Genomic DNA, 18,134 nt, shown 5'->3' with positions numbered 1-18,134 from the left:
ACAAAACTTTGCGCTAAAGCGTGTGGCCATATCTTGCCAAAGACCAAAGTACTGTATATAAATACAGTATGAGCACAATCATTTACGATACTTCTTCCGAACAATCTGCAATCAACGGTAGCAACGATTTACTGGAACAACTGCTGCGCCGCAAAGATGTTTGGCGTGGTGCAGCAGTTACTCAAGGACGAGTCATTAGCAGCAAACACAAAGCTTTAGATAAGTTGTTGATTAACGGTGGTTGGCCGGTTTCGGAATTGATTGATGTAGGCCAAAAGGCCAATGGCCACGGCGAATGGCAGCTTATAGCGCCAGCTTTGGCGAGTCTAAGCCACAAGACCGGGTTGATTCTGCTGTTTAACCCACCGGCCATGCCGTTTGCACCGGGTTTAAGTCAGCTGGGTATTCGGTGCGACAGCATTCGCGTGGTGCGTATTCAATCGCATCACAAAAAAGCTCAAGCCATCAGTGCTTTGCTCGATATCTTGCAAGCGCGCTGCTGTACGGCGGTGGTGGCGTGGGAAGGTAAACTCAACTGGCGTTACACCGAATTGCGCAAACTGCAACTGGCGGCCAGCCAAAGCCAAGCCTTGTGCTTTTGTTTTCGCAAGCAGCGCCCAGCGCAGGTTCAGTCACCGGCGCCACTGCGTATTACGGCTGCGTTCTCAGTTGAAGGTTTATTAGTGCATATCACTAAGCAGCGCGGGCAACAGCGGCCACAGCAGTGTGTGCTGGCAAGACCCAACCTTTGGGCGCCTAAACACCATCAACTTAAGCCCAAAACCACAACAGATTCATCCGCACAAACCAGTAAACAGCTCGCAAAGGTGTTGCATTTTAATCGCGGTTCATTGGCGTTAACGCCGCTTAACACGCACTTTCCACAGAATTCGGGGCAGTAGTTATGTTGTGGTTAGCCATTCGTTTTCCGCGTTTACCATTGGATGTTTTTTTGGCAGACACACCAAAAGATTCCCAAGCAGAATTCGCCCACAAGCCAACCATTGTGTTTAACCACAATGCCGGTAAAAAGAGCGTGTTGTTCGCCAACGACCGCGCCCTTGCCTTGGGTGTTTGCCGGGGAATGAATGTATCCACCGCCGATGCCTTATTAACGGCACAAAGCACTTCGTTAACGAATGACAACTCTTTATTCTTTAATAATCACGAGCAATCACAATCATCCACTGGCTTAGACAAAAGCCTAACGCACATAAGCCTTGGACAAAATACGCAACTGGAATGGTTTTATTTGCAGAAATTTGCCGATGCCTGTTACGACTTTACGTCTTACGTAAAACTGCACAATACGCCAACGTTAGAAACTCGTTTGCACAGTTGCAATGGCAACGAAACTCTTGATAGTGACAAAGCCAAACAGACTTTTAAAATTAACAGCCAAAGCTTTACTGAGAAAAATACCGATAAAGACCAACCCACTTATTTACAACCGGGTTTATTGCTGGAAATTTCTGGCAGTTTAAAACTGTTTTTTGGTCTTGAAAAAATCAAACAGCAATTGGCAGAATATTTTGCTGAGACAAACATTCAAATCTGTTTTGGCGTTGGCCTTACACCGGAATCCGCTTGGGCGCTAACGCACAGTCACATTTCAATTAACGAACATTCGTCTATTCATGAGTTTTTAGCGCTACTGAATAACATCCGTATTCAACAACTAGATTGCTATCAAAGCGCTTTTAAAAAAATGGCGAAAATGGGCATTCGCACATTAGAAGATGTTTTTAAAATTCCACACGGTGAATTAGGCAAACGTTTTGGTAACGGTTTTGTTGATTACATTCAACAATTGAAAGGACTGCGCCAAAACGTAAGACATCGCCCCAGCGAGAATCATTATTTTCAACAAAAACGAGATTTAGATTTTCCGATTCAAAACACCCAATTATTAGAACACGACAGCAGACAACTGATACAACAATTATTGATTTTTTTAAAAACACAGCAGCTACAGTGTGAAGGTGTGGAATGGGTCTTAGGGGACCGATATCAATCCATCACTATTGCGGTATTGTGCCAGCCCATTTATACCGATGGCGAATTATTACAAGAACTCACACAACTGCATTTTGATCATTTGCAATTAAGTTTTGAAGTTAATTACATTGAATTAAAACTGACGCACAGCTCAGCATTACAACACAGCAGTGACGAGATTTTTCAATACGACAATAACGGTTTAAATAAAAACGAGGTTCAACGCCAGTGGCAATTATTATTAACCAAATTGCACAATCGTTTAGATGCAAATGCTATTGTCGAACCAAATCCACAAACCGAGCATTTACCGGAGCAGCAAAATTTCTGGCGACATTCAAGCATTCAACGGCAAGGGTCTAATCAGCTCTTATCTAAAAAAACGTCTGAGCAGAAACTAAAAAAAAACGCTTATCTTCAGCAAGATTTATTAAGCGCTTCTAACAGCTCAAGTGATGAGCAAGCACATAATCCATCTACATCGTTAAGCTCAACTGTTTTTGACCCTAAACCCACGTGGTTATTAGAACCACCCATTTGCATTAATCATCGTGAAGATCAACTCTGTTGGCACGGGCCTTTAACCATTTTGCAAGGCCCAGAGCGTATTCAAAGCCAATGGTGGACGAATACCGGCGATGTTTATCGCGATTATTTTATTGCCGAACAAAACGATTTTCGCCGGGTTTGGATTTATCAAGACAAGCACACGCAACAATGGTTTGTGCAGGGTATTTTTAGCTAATGCCCAGTCTGTTGTTTTGCCAGAGTAATTTCAGTTTTTTAACAGGCGCCTCACACCCCGAAGAATTAATTTCTACCGCCGCTGAACTTGGCTATAACACCATCGCCATTACCGACGAATGTTCGCTAGCAGGTGTGGTAAAAGCCTACGCGCAAACTAAAACAGATGCGATTCAACTCTTAATAGGTTCGTTATTTAAGCTTGCCAACGGCATGCACATTATTGCCTACGCCCCCACACGCCAAGCCTATGCGGAGCTTTCGGGTTTAATTACCTTGGCGCGAAGACGCAGCGAAAAAGGCGAGTATCATCTTGAATTTAACGATCTGCAATTTCGACTAAAAACCTGCTTACTGGTTTGGTTACCGCAGCGAGACGATTATTCTCGCGAGATTAATCTCGATAATTTTTGGCTAGGTAAAAAACTGCAACGACAATTTAAAGAGCGTTTATGGATTGGCGTTAACCATAATTACGCCGCAGGCGAAGCGTTCTTTTTTAACGAACTGCAACAGTTGAGTTTAGAATGCAATATTCCATTACTGGCCTGTGACCACGTGCTTATGCACAGCCCAGAGCAAAAAAAACTGCACGATGTACTGAGCGCAATTCGGTTAAATACATCGGTGCAACGCCTTGGCAATTGTGGCCAAGCAAACAGCGAATCGCACATTAAAAACCTGCACGAGTTTTACGGACGATATTCGGTTGAACTGATCAATGAGGCCGATTATTTTTGCGAACAATTTAGTTTTTCGCTGGAGGAACTTAAATACGAATATCCCAAAGAATTAGTGCCCAAAGGCATTACGCCTATCGATTATTTACGCCAGCTTGTGAACGACGGTATTAGCATTCGTTGGCCCAAGGGTATTCCCGCAAAAATCGCCGCCAAGTTAGATTACGAATTAACGCTTATTGAAGAGCTGCGTTACGAATATTATTTTTTAACCGTTAACGATATTGTCACCTTTGCGCGTAGCCGAGATATTTTATGTCAGGGTCGCGGATCGGCGGCGAACTCGATTGTTTGTTATTGTCTGCAAATTACCGAAGTCTCACCAGAGCTAATTGATGTTTTGTTTGAGCGATTTATTTCTCGCGAACGAGACGAGCCGCCGGATATCGACGTAGATTTTGAACATCAACGCCGCGAAGAAGTGATTCAATACATTTACGATAAATACGGCCGCGAACGCGCCGCCCTAACTGCCACGGTAATTACCTACCGTGCCCGCAGCGCCGTACGCGATGTTGGTAAGGCCTTGGGTTTTGATGAATCCCTGTTGGATCACCTCAGTAAAAATATCGCCTGGTGGGACAGAACCGAAGACCTAAAAATTCGCTTCGCAGAATACGGTGTTGATGCCGATAATTTTTTATTGCAGCATTTTTGCCGTTTGGTGCACAGCATTATTGGTTTCCCTCGGCATTTATCCCAACACGTGGGCGGCTTTGTGATTAGCGAAGGCAAAATCAGCGAAATGGTGCCCATCGAAAACGCCAGCATGGCAGGCCGCACGGTGATTCAGTGGGATAAAACCGATATCGAAACCCTTGGCTTATTAAAGGTCGATGTACTTGCATTAGGTATGCTTACCGCCCTACACCAATGTTTAAAACTGGTGAATAAATACCAACCAACCATTCAAACGTTACAAGATATTCCCCAAGAAGACCCGCATACCTATGCCATGCTGAGCCGTGCCGACAGCGTTGGGGTGTTTCAGGTGGAATCCCGCGCGCAAATGGCCATGCTGCCACGGCTTAAACCAAAAACCTTTTATGACTTGGTGATCGAGATTGCCATCGTTCGTCCCGGCCCCATTCAAGGTGATATGGTGCACCCCTATTTGCGGCGGCGCGACGGTATAGAACCAATTAGCTACCCCAGCGATGCCATTAAAAGTGTTTTGCAGCGCACCTTGGGAGTACCGATTTTTCAGGAGCAAGCCATCAAAATTGCCATGGTTGCTGCCGGTTTTAGCGGTGGCGAAGCCGATCAACTGCGCCGCGCCATGGCAGCCTGGGGCCGTAATGGCAATTTATTAACCTTTAAAGATAAACTCATTAACGGCATGTTAGCGCGCGGTTACGAATTAAATTTTGCCGAGCGCATGTTTGAACAGCTAAAAGGTTTTGGCGGTTATGGCTTTCCGGAATCACACTCGGCAAGTTTTGCGAATCTGTGTTACTTCAGCTCTTGGTTTAAATGTCATCATCCGGCGGCGTTTTATATTGCCCTATTAAACAGCCAACCCATGGGTTTTTATTCGCCGTCGCAGCTGGTGCAAGATGCCACTCGCCACAACGTAAAAGTATTACCGGTGGATATTTTAAAAAGCCACTGGCTAACCACCTTAGAGCAAAACCCAAATAACAATCATTTAGGTGTGATTCGTTTAGGATTTTCTCGGGTAAAAGGCTTTAATGAAGAATCCGCAAAGCGAGTTATTGAAGCACGCAAAAACAACACAGAATTAACGCAAATTATTCACGCGGCAAAATTGGAAAAAAGCGAAATTAATTTATTGGCCTCAGCCGATGCCTTACAAACCATCGCCGGTAATCGCTACCAAGCACATTGGTTAAGCAGTGGCGTAGAAACCTATCGCCCGCTAATTAATGCACAAAAATCAGAACAACAAAAAGAATTACCAGAAGTTTTTAACAACATAAACCAACCCGACGAATACGAAAATATCCAGCAAGACTACCAAACCACCGGCCTTAGCCTGCGGCGCCACCCAATGGCCATTTTACGCAACCAATTCCCGTTTAACCGTTGCAAAACCAGCGCCGACCTAAACAGCATTCACCACGGTGGATTTATTCGCATTGCCGGGCTTGTAACCGGCAGACAAAAACCCGGCTCCGCCAAAGGCGTTTTATTCTTAACCCTAGAAGACGAATTCGGCAACACCAACGTGGTGGTGTGGAAACGCGTCCAAGAACAGTACCGCACTATTTTATTAACCAGCAAACTGCTACAAATTAACGGCGTTGTAGAAACCGACAATAACGTTGTACATGTTATTGCCGGAAAATTAACAGACCTAAGCGAATATTTGATGGAATTTAATGTGAAGTCGAGGGATTTTCATTGACAATTGAAAATTTGATTTCAAGGTAAAACATTATAACCAGCAGCAACTATCTCAATAAGCGTTTCATCACCCAACAGAACGTAATGTTGTAAAGCTTCTCCAACACTCATGGAAGTAAGACTAATAATGTCTGAATTTTCTACAACATAGAAAGACGAGTCAGGACAGAGATCAGAATTCTCCCACTCTTCGCGAAATCTGTTATGCCCTCCATTCGAAAAATCGTAGACTCTACTAAAATCAAAATTATTTTCCAAATAATAGTTTAAAATTTTGTTATCAAATTGTACTTGTTGGAAATAATAAACATCTTGAAACGATAAATTTTTCTCAAGTTCTACAAACCTATTTCCTTGTTTTTCGGTAGCACCAAATTGGACCTCGAAAACACTATCTCTTTGATCTATTTTAATAGAAAACTCTGTATAACTCGGAGCTACACGCCAAGTTTGTGGAATATTAATTAGAATCTTCATAATTCAAATTGTAATTACCGAATTAATATCGTAATCATAACATTAAGGCCGTTTTTTAACTTTCGATAAAGAATTCGAAGGATGCATTACCTAGCTTGAAACTATAGAGTTTTAAAAAATTTAGGTATGATGGAATCAGTTAAATACTCGCAACCATTGTTGTATCACACCAGTACGGCATCATTTCTCCATTCCTCGAAATCATGTCAATTTGAGCAGCACATAAAAGCATATTGACCCAAGATTGACTCGTATGATGTATTGATTTTGTTCGTGCTAACTTACAATTATTTTCTATAAATAATGTATTCAGTTATAACTTCACTTTTTTTGAGGATATGAAACCAGCACTAACTAAGCCGATGATATCTATGGTTGTATATACGTGCTATCAGAGTGAATAAAAGCTATCGAATTAGGTATATTTATTACAGGATAAATAAACTAAAAATCAGTCAGCAATAAAACTCAATCACTATTTGACCAAGTTAATATCGCAGAATGAATAGCATCACCAGAAAACAAATCACATTTTCCTGCGTCTACTAGAACATAAACCCAAGCCTCACAAGATAGATCCAACTTACTTCTATCGACGGTTAAACATTTAGTTTCCCATCTAATAGAGAATAACTCATCTAATTCATCTGCCTTCTTTGAAGGCAGAAAATCATAATTACAAAGTAAATATGCTAACTTTGACTCTAAGGTATCCTCAGGATGAGCTAGTGGAATATCGTATTCGATTGGTGCAAATATTCCTTCCACTTGCGGGTGTAAGCACGCTGTACCGCCGACCTGATTGGTATAAATCACGCCACTTTTTTGGAGAAAAATCAACCCAGATTCAACCAGTCACCATAACCTGATTTTTTTAATCGCTATTTCAGTCATATTTTATTTACCAATTATCAAAGTATTCAATTTGCAGTTGTCTACATAGTACAGAAATCTATTAATCTTAATTTATTGGAACACAATAAACTCTTTGAATTAAAGGTAATCTATAGCTTCTGCTATTTACCTTATGAACAATAACCTATCTATATCCCCAATTTCTGACTCGGTGTTAACTCTAGGAACTTAGCTGTTGGTGTAGTCTGGGTATGTGTCGCTCCATCTAATACCGCCGCTACCTGGGAAACAACTGCGCTATCTACTCTACCAACCTGCCTCCAAAGGATCTCAACAATTCACTCATCAGTAATTATACCCTCCCCCCAGTTTGGAATCTGAATTGAAGCCATTACAGCTATTTCTTCTGGGTTGTAGTTAACGAGACTGATGCACTTAATATTCCCACATCTAGATTTAGATATTGACCGATAATTGTCAATCATTGATTTCACTAATTACATCTTATGCATTATTAAATGTAAAATTAATTCAAATGTTCTATTCTGAGCGCACCTTCACTGATCTTATAAAATTAATTTACAAAATAACCGTCCTGCTAACTTTTATTAAATCATACTTAAGTTTATTTTCTGGAGTTGGATTATGCTAAGAGTTCATATTTGGCTTCCGCACGATAATATGGTTGGACACACATCACTATCTTTTGGCAATAACTATATTAGTTTTTGGCCAGAAGATGCGGCTGGAAAGAAAGATTTAAAAATTAAGAGAAGTCATCCAGGTGCATTTATAAACGCTCTAGAAGAAGATATTGAATTCGAAGGCAATAGGCAACCTATCACTGTAATCATACGAAAAATTGATGAGCGTAAGCTTTCAGAGTTTGTAGCAAACTTGATTTCAAATACTCCACGTTATCAATTGGCAAAATATAACTGTTCCAGTGTTGTTGCCGAATGCCTGAAAGCCGCAAGCGGTAAAGAACCGAGCTTTGCACCAACAGCGAAAGATTATTCAAAACTAGGAAGATTTTTAGGACGAGGAATTTGGACACCGGGTGATATACTGCGATATGCTCGTGAACTGGCTACCGAATGATGAAATAACTCATGAATGTAATATACGATGACCATTACAATTTTGATCTCGGCGTTTTGAAGTACCTTCATCCTTTTGAAGGCGCTAAATTTCGTAATATTTTCAAGGCTATAAAACATCACGAAAAAATCAATATAATATCGCCCAAGCAACCAATGGAGATGGTGGTAATTGATGAGTTTTTATCAAGTATTATGCAGCATCGAGTTAGAAATAAAAACGGAATATTAAAAGCGTTAGAGATTCCAAACATTCCTTTTTTATCTTTTGATTTTATCGAAAAAAAAATTCTAACACCCATGCGCTGGGGAGTTGCTGGAACACAATTGGGATCTGAACAAGCTTTACAAAAAGGTGGGGTTTATTGGAATTTATCGGGTGGTTACCATCATGCCATGCATCAAAATATGGAAGGCTTCTGTATTTATAACGACGTAGGAATTGTTTATCAGCAATTAATTAAAAACAAATTATTATCCGCATACGATAAAGTTCTAATTATTGACACAGATGCTCATCACGGCAATGGTAATGCTTATACATTTATGGATAACAGTAATGTTACCATTTTAGATGTTTATAATTCCGATATTTATCCTACCTCTAAGTTTACTCGTGACCGTGTAAATATTTCCGTACCTTTAAAGTCTGGCACTCAAGGCGATCGATATTTAGAAGTTTTTAAAAAATCGCTAGAGAAAATAACCAATGAATACCGTCTTGCTTACGTAATAGCCGGTACAGACACGTTAACTAGCGATAAACTCGGCAAGCTGAAATTAACAGTGCAAGATATTTGCAATCGTGAATACTTAACACTGCAAACATTAAAAAATTTAAGAATTCCCACTGTGATTCTGGGTGGTGGAGGTTATTCAAAAGAAAGCGCAAAAGCGGTTACTGAGGCCATAATTTATTGCGAGAACTTTTAGGAATCTCTGATTAACTCATCCCTGATTTAATCAGAGAATAGAAATTGAAAATGCGATTTCCAATTTCTTCACTATTTCAATCACTTACCGTTCTTGAAATTGGCAACACATCCATGTGTCGCTGGAAGCTCTAATTTAATCAGAGCTTCCTTTAATTTTTTAGGATGCAAATTATCGTCATAAGCTCCAACACAAAACAGCATATTTTAAATATAAAAAAGCCCGAACAATGTCGGGCTTTTTTATTGATTTATTTTAGCGTTTTGTTTACAGCGAATATCTAAACCCCAAGCGGTAGCTCATACCTGCGGCGGGTAAACCCGACTGCGGTAGGTAGTATTCGTCGGTGATGTTTTCGGCGCGCATAAATAGGGTCAGTTGGTTATCAGTATAGTTGCTTAGGGTTTCTGGAACCCAATCAACACCAATATTGTATAGGGTCGCGTCGTCGAGTTCTTGGAAGTCGCCATCAGGGTCAGGTGAGTAGCTCTTACCGCGATAGTCGGCTTCTACGTATAGATTGCTGTTTGGTAAAAACGCGTAGTCGAGTTTGAGTCTGCCAAGGTTTTCTGGTCGTTCAGATAACACATCTGGCTCGTCGCTTGAACTGACTTTACGACGAGCATCGGAAATTGTTGCTTGGGCAATAATATTTAATTGTTCTGTTAGTGCCCAAGAGCTGTTTACTTCAATGCCGGTTACTTGCGAGCCTTTTAGGTTGATGCGCTGACGCAAACGACCAACGCGTTGTTGATCAATGGTGTCGTCAAGTTGCTGGTCGAATAAGGTAACCGATAAAAAGTGTGGGCCGGTAAACCAATCGAAACCAAGTTCGGTTGAGAAGACTTTTTCGGGCTCTAAATCGGGATTAATTAAAAAGCGATTTAGCGCTGTGCCAAATAATTCACGCATGGTTGGTAAGCGTGACTTTTCACCGACCGCTAAACGTAGCGTTAGCTCGTCTGTTGCTTGCCAGTTTAAGCCCGCACGTAATACCGGTTCGTCAAAGCCATCGATTCCGGGTAATTCACCAGTATCAATATAATTAACACTGTCGATGCCTGCACCAAGTTCTAAGGTTAATTGGTTGGTAAGGTCGGTTTTGAAATCCAGTCCGGCGCTGATTAAATCTTGGCTGTAGTTTTGGTCGCTAACGCTGTCGGCAATGGCAATGCCTAGGTCGTCGAAATCGGTATCTTTTTGTTGATGTTCTGAATGAACATAGTTACCCGATAGGTTCACCAAGGAATTATTCAAATGGTAACTGTAGATAACACGTGCGCCGTAGGTATCGTCGTCGTCTTCTTGTACGGCGTTAAGTAACGAATAGGTATCGTCGGTGTAGCTGTTGATGGTTTGCTGGTAATTTTGCATCCATGTGGTTGCGGTGATTTCACTGTTGGCATTTATTAATGCCGAGCCACTCACAACGGCCATAAAGGTATCGGCTTTTGGGTAACGCCAAAAACGTACATCGTCTGCCGGGCGATCACTTTCCGGTGCAATGCCACGTTCAATATTGGAATAAATTAGTGAGGTCGATAGGTTCCACGTGTCTTGCTCATAACCATAGTGGAAGAACGCGTTGTCACGTTCGTAATCGGTATTGGTTCTTTGATCGTCATCGCGCTGATGAAACTCTAAGTTCTCATCGCTGGATAAAGACACGCCATCACGCTCGTAATTGCCAATACCTAGAATAAAGTCGTGGTCGCCACGTCGAATGGAGCCAACAACATCAACGCCGCGTTGATTTTCAGAGCCAAATTGGCCATCCACTTGGAAATTATTTGAATTTTTTAATTGTGTTTTTGGCTGAATAGAAACAGCACTGAGCGCATTTACGCCGTATTGAGGCGATAGCGTTCCTGTTGCGGTCGCTACGCTGTCGATAAGATTGGCGGGAAATAAATCGAGATCGTATCGATTGTCCCAAGGAACATTAACCAAGGCACCGTTAAAAAATACGGAAAGCTGACGTTCGCCGGCACTTCGTACATTAACGAGGGTTTCACCACGGGAGTTGGTGGTGATATTGGCTGACGGTAAACGTGCAATCAGGTCACCACTGGTAATGCCACGTATCGAATCTACTTGGTCGCTACTCAGAAAGTGTTGAGTTTCAGAGGCAATTTTTTGAGTACGATTTTGATCAGCAATTACCAAAACAGTTTCGATATCACTGCTTACGGTTGCTTTAATGTTTTTACTGGATGTTTCATTATCGGTTTGGGCGAAAGCCATGGAGTTCGCACTGATGATACAAGCGGCTACTAAGCTGAGCTGAAATGGTTTTCGGGCACAAACGGATGTAATACTCATGATAAATCCGAGGTTTTTACTGTTGGAATAAATTTGATGGATGCAATCCCAAGGTAATTGCTTGGGCGTAAGGTCGACTAGCTGATATTTTTATGCGTCACAAGAAAGAGGCCCTTTCGGGCCTCTCTTTATATTCCAACAAAGTTATTCACTTATGGAGTGATGGTAACAGTGATGGTGTCGCTTGCAGTTGCACCGTTGTTATCAGTGACGGTTAAGGTCACAAGTGCAGTAGTGGTAGTTCTTACACGACGCACTGAGTAATCAACACTTGCGCTGGTAGTGTTGGTTAAACGAAGGGCACCACTGTTGGTAGTCCAAGAGTAAGAAACTATGTTGCCGTCTGGATCGAAAGAACCAGTGCCATCGAAAATACCACGTGAACGGGCAGCAACAGTTACATCACCGCCAGCATCAGCAACAGGTGGTTGGTTGCCTGGAGGTGGTGGTGGTGGCTCATCGCCAGTACATGATGGGAAGCTAAAGCTACATACACGGGTGCTCCACTGGAAGTTACCAGTTAGCTCAACGTATTCTTGGAAGGTCCAGAAAGTACATTGATCAACAGGGTCAACCGCGGTAGTTGAGTAGTCACCCCAACGGCTTACACCAGTTTGTACACCAGTACCATCAACACAGGTGCCTTCTAGTTGAAGAGTGCCCGCAGGATCGGTAGTTTCACGACCAGTGAAACGAACTGATGGGAACAGGTTAGTTGCTGACGCAGAGTAAGCAATACCGATGTTACCAATTTGGTCGAAGGTCGCAGAACCCATCCAACGATGTACGCCGTCGCCTTGGCCTAGAGTACCGGTGTCATCAAGAGTGATGGCATCTGGGTTGTCTAGATCGAAGGTTGCCCAACGCATACCAGCGGTGTTGTTACCCGCGTTGATGGTGTGCGCCATTACACCGCGCATACCTTGGCCTGGGAAGAAGCGAGTGGAGAAACGATAAGCAGTGAAGTTATCGAGATCATCCAAGCTGCTACCAGGTGCTGGTTGCGGAACGGTGCCACTTGCAGCCCATGGCGGTACGCCTTGAGTCAACAATGGTTTGGCATCGAAGGTTGAGTTAGCTGGGTTGTTCCAATCGGTACACAATTCCCAGAACAAGTAACCATCGTTATTGTTGTTGTTTAACGCAGCGCCGTATAGACCACAGCTACCTGCAGGTGCAACTGGACCACCGTCGATGTGCGCAGGTTGAATACCATCTGGCACCGCGTTGGTGTTAATACGGAATACTACGAATGAAGCTGCTGGATCACCCGCTAACATTGCGTCACGGTCGAAGGCAACAGCGTCGATACCAGAGAAGCTTTGACCGTTAGCGAACTGACGGAAAGTTGCGTGGTAAGCGCTTTGACCAGCACCGTCACTCCAAAGACCGATTTTTGGATAGTCGTTGAAATCGCCAGGTACGATTTCGTACGCGTAACGAGTGTAAGGACCGGCAGGGTCATTGGTTTCGGAGATTGCGAAACATTGTAAGAATGGAGCTTGGTCAACAGCAAATTGGCTGAATACCCAACGATCTGCAAGGTGATCGTAAATGGCAATTGGGTCACCACTGTTGTCAGATTCACAACGGCCACCGAAACCTGCCCAGAAGCTGTTACCTGGGAACGGACCACCAACAACGGCACCAGACTTGTCGTAGTAAGTCCATACCAAGTTAGCGTAAGCCACAACAAACTCACGACCCACGTCACCAGTGATATCTGGTGGCGCAATACGACCGCCAACAACGGCTGCGTTGTCGTCGCTGCTTGGGCCAGGAACACTTACATTACCTACAGGAGCCAATGCAGTTGGAGCACTTACCATGGCGTCAACGTAGTCAGCAGGAACGGCTGCTTGTGGACGTGGTGCTAGGTCGGTATTGAATTTGTTAGGAATTTCACGGCTAGGACGTGGGGCCGCTGAAGCTGGGCGCTTCGGCATTTTTAATAATAATTCGTCTAAACGCTCGCCAGTACGATCAAACTGTACAGGTTTGCGAACCATCATCTGGAAGTCTCCAGCTTGAGTCCATTCACTCGCATTGGTAACAGGTGCTTCGGCGAAGGCTTGGCCAATCGCAGAGGCTAGCATAACGCAACCTGCTCCAATAGCGGCGAACTTGCTTCGATTCATCGATTTACGCATGTCTCGCTCCACTAAGTTGTAAAAAATAAAGCTTTTCTGAGCTTTTGGAATTGTCTAAATAACTTCAGCCCACTCAACTCAATTAATTTTAATTGCGCGTAAGTATTTGCTAAAAATCACTGACCAAAATTAAGCGTCAGTTTTTATTGTCGCGAATGGCTGAAATATTCAGTATTGCTATTGCCGAACCAGAGGGTAAAAAATATTCGACAATAGAGGACCTCGCTATTTTGCAATAGCGACCTTGGCTCATGAGATTAATTTAGGAGTTAAACTCAAAATTAATCTCGCAAACCGAAGTTTTAGCGTGGGTAGTGCTAAATTCTATTTCTTTAAATACGATGCTACAGCTTGCTTAGCATCGCGATGTGCTGAATCTGATAGTTCGAAGTCAGCAAGAATTTTATGTGCAGCATCGGCATCAACGGTATCCATTGCTTTAATGGTTTGTTTAACAATTGAGGGCGAATTACTGTTTAAGTATTTTTCGATAACGTGCAGGTCTTTCGATTTGCTACCGGCTGGGAACGACTCTAATGCTTTAACAATTAAACCGGGTTCATAGCTGGCTAAATTAACCTGTTCAGATTTTTGACCTAACAGCTTTTTAGAATATTTCGCTAATCTTTTATCGTTGGTTGCTTCTATTTTTTGTAAGGCAGTAAACAACATAATATCGAGTTCGTCACTGCGATCAGATTTTTCCAATTCTTTTAGCAAGATGTTCGCTTGCTTTTCTGAAATAACTGAATGTAAATCATCTCGCAACATCAACTCTGGCAATAATAACCGCTGAGTTCTAATATCTGTGGCGGTTTTAATCGCGCTTACCAATAGCTCGCTGTTTTTCTTCTGAAAAGCTGCAAGAGCGCCGTCATCTTTAACCGTTAGGATTTCTTTTTGTAAACCAAATAACTCAACAACTTTTGGATTAACATCAAAAGCAGCGTTGGTGCTTAGACCACGAATATCGAGGACTCTTGGGCCATTTGGATCTTCAATGTATTCATCACGCAGGGTTGGATGTTTCTTTAAAAAAGAAAAGGTAACTAATTTGGTTTCACCAACGCTCAAGGCACCAAAGGTGTCATCTGAGAATTTCAACGTTAGGCTTTTGCCTTCTTCAAAATCACCCAAAATAACGTCTTTAACTTTTACCGTTATTTCGTCGTCTGCCTGACTCTCAACTTCAACCAAAGCAGTTGTATTTACTGCTTTGGCAAGATCGGTAAAGGTTGGCCCCCAAGGTTTAGCTGCATTTGCTAGGTTAGATAAAAAAATCATTAACAACCCTAATGTCGTAACGAAAAACTTAAGGTTATGAGATTGTCTATTCATACGGTTATTTCACCTAATTTAAAAATGCCGCTAAATTTTGAGCCTTTAGCCACTGACGGTAACAATAATAAGAATCAATAATTCGCCAATTAATAATCAATTCTGATTAATATTACGAATTAACAATAAAGTCTTAACAACAAGCACTCAACGAATAAGGATATTCCCGCCTCAAATATATTTAAATATTTCGACAGTGCATATTCATACTTTTTTAGGTTGATTACAGAAGTAATATTTCTATTGAATTAAAAGTATGTTTCGTATCGATCATTAATACTCTGATAAAACAACGGTTTTTTAATTTTCTAACCTTTTTGATAAGTTTTTTATAAGCAGCTTCAAAAACTCACACCTGTAATTATTGTCAGGTTATTGTTTTTTGATTTGTTTATCGTTTCAGTCAAAAAATCAGAGCTAGATCATTTATTCATTCTTAACGAAAACTTTTAACTTTTCTGTTAACCGATAGAAATTCACCTCCGCAAGTCATAATAATTTCTTAACTTATCAACCAAGAATCATTTGTTATTAATACATCTATATTGATTGAATAAAAAAGCATTAATACAAAATTTTTAAGGGCGAAAAAAAACCGCAGCTCTTAAATAGAACTGCGGTTTAATTATCGGTAATTAAACAGTTGTGATATTAACGGTTTATAAGAACGCTGGAATCCCTGGAATTTGGCCTATACCCGCTAAGATGCCGGTTAACAATACAAATACAATAGTTGGAATGACCCAACGATGCATATGACCCATTTCTTGACCACGTTCTTTGTCGCCAATTAATCCTAGGTTATCAAGCAGCATGGTCAACGACCAACCGAAGGCTGGATTTACCAACGTAGAGGAGAAAATAACAACGGCTGCGGATTGCGAGGTTTTACCTTCACGAGTCATTTGCATGCCCGCTTCTAGCAAAGGTACGAACACACCCACAAGCAAAGCAACACTCAATACCGGACGCCAGACAGCCAAATCCATTGGGTAACCCCATAGTGCTGCAATCACACAGAATAATCCCGTAAGCACGGCACCGGCTGGAATTGGTCGTTTAGCGATTGCCGCCGGAATCATGTAAGTACCCCAAGACGAGGTTAGGTTACCACCACCTAACGCAGTACCAACAACTTGGCGTGCACCAGCGACAATCATGGTGTCATCGATGTTCATCAATACTTTTTCAGAACGTTTTGGGTAGTTTAATTCTTGGAAAACTTTGTGCCCTAAGAAGTCTGGTGACCACATGGCTACGGCCAATACCGCAAACGGCGCAACCGCTAAAAAGTTCTGAAAATCTGGTAAGCCCAATTGCCAACCTGTATTTTCACCCCACCAATACGCTGGGTTCAAGTTAGGAATGCCTGGTTCGGTTTTAAATTCAAAGGGAGCGCCAAGGGCAAAAGCGATAATTGCCGCAAGCAACGCACCCAATGGGATTGCCAACCAACGTAAGCGAACATGTTCTAAATAGGCGTACATTAAAATTGTGGCAAATATGATCACAAAGGCGATATAGGCTTTATCAAAGCCTCCGGCCCAAGTATAAAGGGCCTTAACCTGCCCGGTTATTCCCACAAATCCGAGATAGAGCAATAAACCGCCGCACACACCTTTACTGGTGAGTTTGGCCAGCAAACTTCCGCCCTTTGAGACGCCAAGCATAAATCCGAGCACACCGACCATAATGCCGAATGCCATTGGGTGTCCACCAGCGGCGACAATTAATGGAATTAAAGGTATTAACGGCCCGTGAGTACCTGCGAGGTTGGCGGTGGGATTAAAAAATCCGTTAATTAAAATTACAAACAAAACTGCTGCGATAAGCATTTCAAATCGCGCGTTTTCAATCACAAATGCGTTGTCTAAACCCAATGGAATAGCAAATGCACCCGCTACTGCGGCAACCATTACGATTTTACCAATTGTCGCTGCAATTGCAGGGACAAGATCTTCGAATTCAAATCGGTAGTCTTTAAACGGTAAATTTGGTCTCCAACGCTTTGGCGTCATGATGGTTAATTCATGCTCAAGATATTCTTCACGGGTCGCAAATTCACTCTGCGGCTTATGAAGTGCTTCGTAACTACTACGGGGATTTCCACCATCCATAATTTACTGCCTCTTGGATCGGTCACCGAGCGAACTCAGAACAGAAAAATTGCTTTTGGCTCTCTGTTGCCAGTGATCCGTTCTAATCTAATTATCGGTTATGGGACATTTCCCAGTCGCACAGAGCAAGGGAGTGATCGAATACAACATCGAGACGTTGTTTGAGATTCACAGAAATTTCAAAAATTTGAAAACAGCATCTGTATAACTAAAAGGGGAAATATGGCGAGATTTAAGATCATATAAAAAATACAGAAATCTCGATTTAGAAGAAAAACTCAACGCGGATTTTCAGGATTATTATGCGTTTCGTTTAGCGCCGGCGACGCCGTTCTTCAGGGACTTGAGCACACTGTAATTATTAGCTCGAGTACTCTGCTCATCCTAAGCACGCCCCGTTAGGTTTATGAATAACCCTAACAATCTTAATCAGACTCAAGATCTGCATCTTTATAATTAATCACGGCGAAATTAGCTACCGCTACTTTAGTCGCAACATTTAAATTGCCAGAAACTGTGGTTAAAAAACACTGAAACTAGCAAGTCATGGCGGCGTTTAACAAAACGAATAGACTTAAACAGAGATAGGCCACTAGTAATAGAACCAGAGCCACAGAGATAGATGATTGGACATTCTTGAGAAAAACTCTCTACAGCCAATTCCAATAATATCGAAACAGTCGAAAAACTCTTTTAAGGATTCTAGAGCGATCGCATTAACGCCGGGCTAGCCAAAAATAGCTAACTATTCAGAGTAATCTTCAATCATCTAACTAGTATTGGGTAATTGAAATTAAATCATCCAAGATGAGTTGGATATTTATTAAAAACGCTGATGAGAGTTTTAATTTAGCGAGTTATTTTTGAAGGGCATATGGATTGTTTTAAAAAGGCATAAAAAAAGGGCCATCCTTTGGGATGGCCCTTTTAGAGTTAAGAGCTTGACGATGACCTACTCTCACATGGGGAGACCCCACACTACCATCGGCGATG

At 42.0% G+C, this 18,134-nt stretch carries 11 protein-coding genes; 5 read left to right on the top strand and 6 right to left on the bottom strand.

Annotated features, from left to right (window positions below; all coding sequences use genetic code 11):
• The first annotated feature begins 68 nt into the window (after window positions 1-68).
• The 3 genes from imuA to ACYQ2C_RS16335 are packed head-to-tail and all read left to right on the top strand — an operon-like array spanning window position 69 to window position 5,850.
• A complete protein-coding gene (imuA, locus tag ACYQ2C_RS16345) occupies window positions 69-902 on the top strand; it encodes a translesion DNA synthesis-associated protein ImuA (RefSeq protein ID WP_460104193.1) in 834 nt (277 codons plus the stop codon).
• A gap of 2 nt (window positions 903-904) precedes the next feature.
• Window positions 905-2,743: a Y-family DNA polymerase gene (locus tag ACYQ2C_RS16340; RefSeq protein ID WP_460104191.1), complete on the top strand. Its 1,839-nt coding sequence runs from the start codon at window positions 905-907 to the stop codon at window positions 2,741-2,743.
• Window positions 2,743-5,850 carry an error-prone DNA polymerase gene (locus tag ACYQ2C_RS16335; RefSeq protein WP_460104189.1) on the top strand — a complete coding sequence of 1,036 codons (3,108 nt, stop codon included), beginning with the start codon at window positions 2,743-2,745 and terminating at the stop codon, window positions 5,848-5,850. The genes ACYQ2C_RS16340 and ACYQ2C_RS16335 overlap by 1 nt, the downstream gene beginning before the upstream one ends.
• Window positions 5,851-5,867: 17 nt before the next feature.
• On the opposite strand, the gene ACYQ2C_RS16330 is transcribed toward ACYQ2C_RS16335, so the two are convergent.
• Window positions 5,868-6,326: a hypothetical protein gene (locus tag ACYQ2C_RS16330; protein WP_460104187.1), complete on the bottom strand. Its 459-nt coding sequence runs from the start codon at window positions 6,324-6,326 to the stop codon at window positions 5,868-5,870.
• A gap of 468 nt (window positions 6,327-6,794) precedes the next feature.
• The gene (locus tag ACYQ2C_RS16325; RefSeq protein ID WP_460104185.1) at window positions 6,795-7,166 is read right to left on the bottom strand and encodes a DUF6210 family protein; all 372 of its coding nucleotides are present in this window, start codon (window positions 7,164-7,166) and stop codon (window positions 6,795-6,797) included.
• 660 nt (window positions 7,167-7,826) lie between these two features.
• Between ACYQ2C_RS16325 and ACYQ2C_RS16320 the strand changes: the two genes are divergently transcribed.
• Together ACYQ2C_RS16320 and ACYQ2C_RS16315 are read left to right on the top strand one after the other, a co-directional pair.
• On the top strand, window positions 7,827-8,282 hold the full coding sequence (locus ACYQ2C_RS16320; protein WP_460051927.1) for a hypothetical protein: 456 nt from the start codon (window positions 7,827-7,829) through the stop codon (window positions 8,280-8,282).
• Window positions 8,283-8,293: 11 nt separating this feature from the next.
• The gene (locus tag ACYQ2C_RS16315; protein ID WP_460104183.1) at window positions 8,294-9,214 is read left to right on the top strand and encodes a histone deacetylase family protein; all 921 of its coding nucleotides are present in this window, start codon (window positions 8,294-8,296) and stop codon (window positions 9,212-9,214) included.
• Window positions 9,215-9,481: 267 nt separating this feature from the next.
• On the opposite strand, the gene ACYQ2C_RS16310 is transcribed toward ACYQ2C_RS16315, so the two are convergent.
• The 4 genes from ACYQ2C_RS16310 to ACYQ2C_RS16295 all read right to left on the bottom strand — a co-directional run bounded on the left by ACYQ2C_RS16310 (window position 9,482) and on the right by ACYQ2C_RS16295 (window position 17,141).
• Entirely contained in the window at window positions 9,482-11,536 is a 2,055-nt protein-coding gene (locus ACYQ2C_RS16310) for a TonB-dependent receptor (protein ID WP_460104179.1), read from the bottom strand.
• Window positions 11,537-11,688: 152 nt separating this feature from the next.
• Window positions 11,689-13,686: a PKD domain-containing protein gene (locus ACYQ2C_RS16305; RefSeq protein WP_460104177.1), complete on the bottom strand. Its 1,998-nt coding sequence runs from the start codon at window positions 13,684-13,686 to the stop codon at window positions 11,689-11,691.
• 324 nt (window positions 13,687-14,010) lie between these two features.
• A complete protein-coding gene (locus ACYQ2C_RS16300; protein WP_460115721.1) occupies window positions 14,011-15,024 on the bottom strand; it encodes a hypothetical protein in 1,014 nt (337 codons plus the stop codon).
• Window positions 15,025-15,683: 659 nt separating this feature from the next.
• Window positions 15,684-17,141, bottom strand: a complete 1,458-nt coding sequence (locus ACYQ2C_RS16295; protein WP_460104173.1) for a DUF3360 family protein — start codon at window positions 17,139-17,141, stop codon at window positions 15,684-15,686.
• Window positions 17,142-18,134: the final 993 nt, after the last annotated feature.

This window comes from Sessilibacter sp. MAH3 (assembly GCF_054658275.1).
Note: the sequence above shows the minus strand (reverse complement) of the source record. Positions and strands in the feature narration are given on the sequence as shown.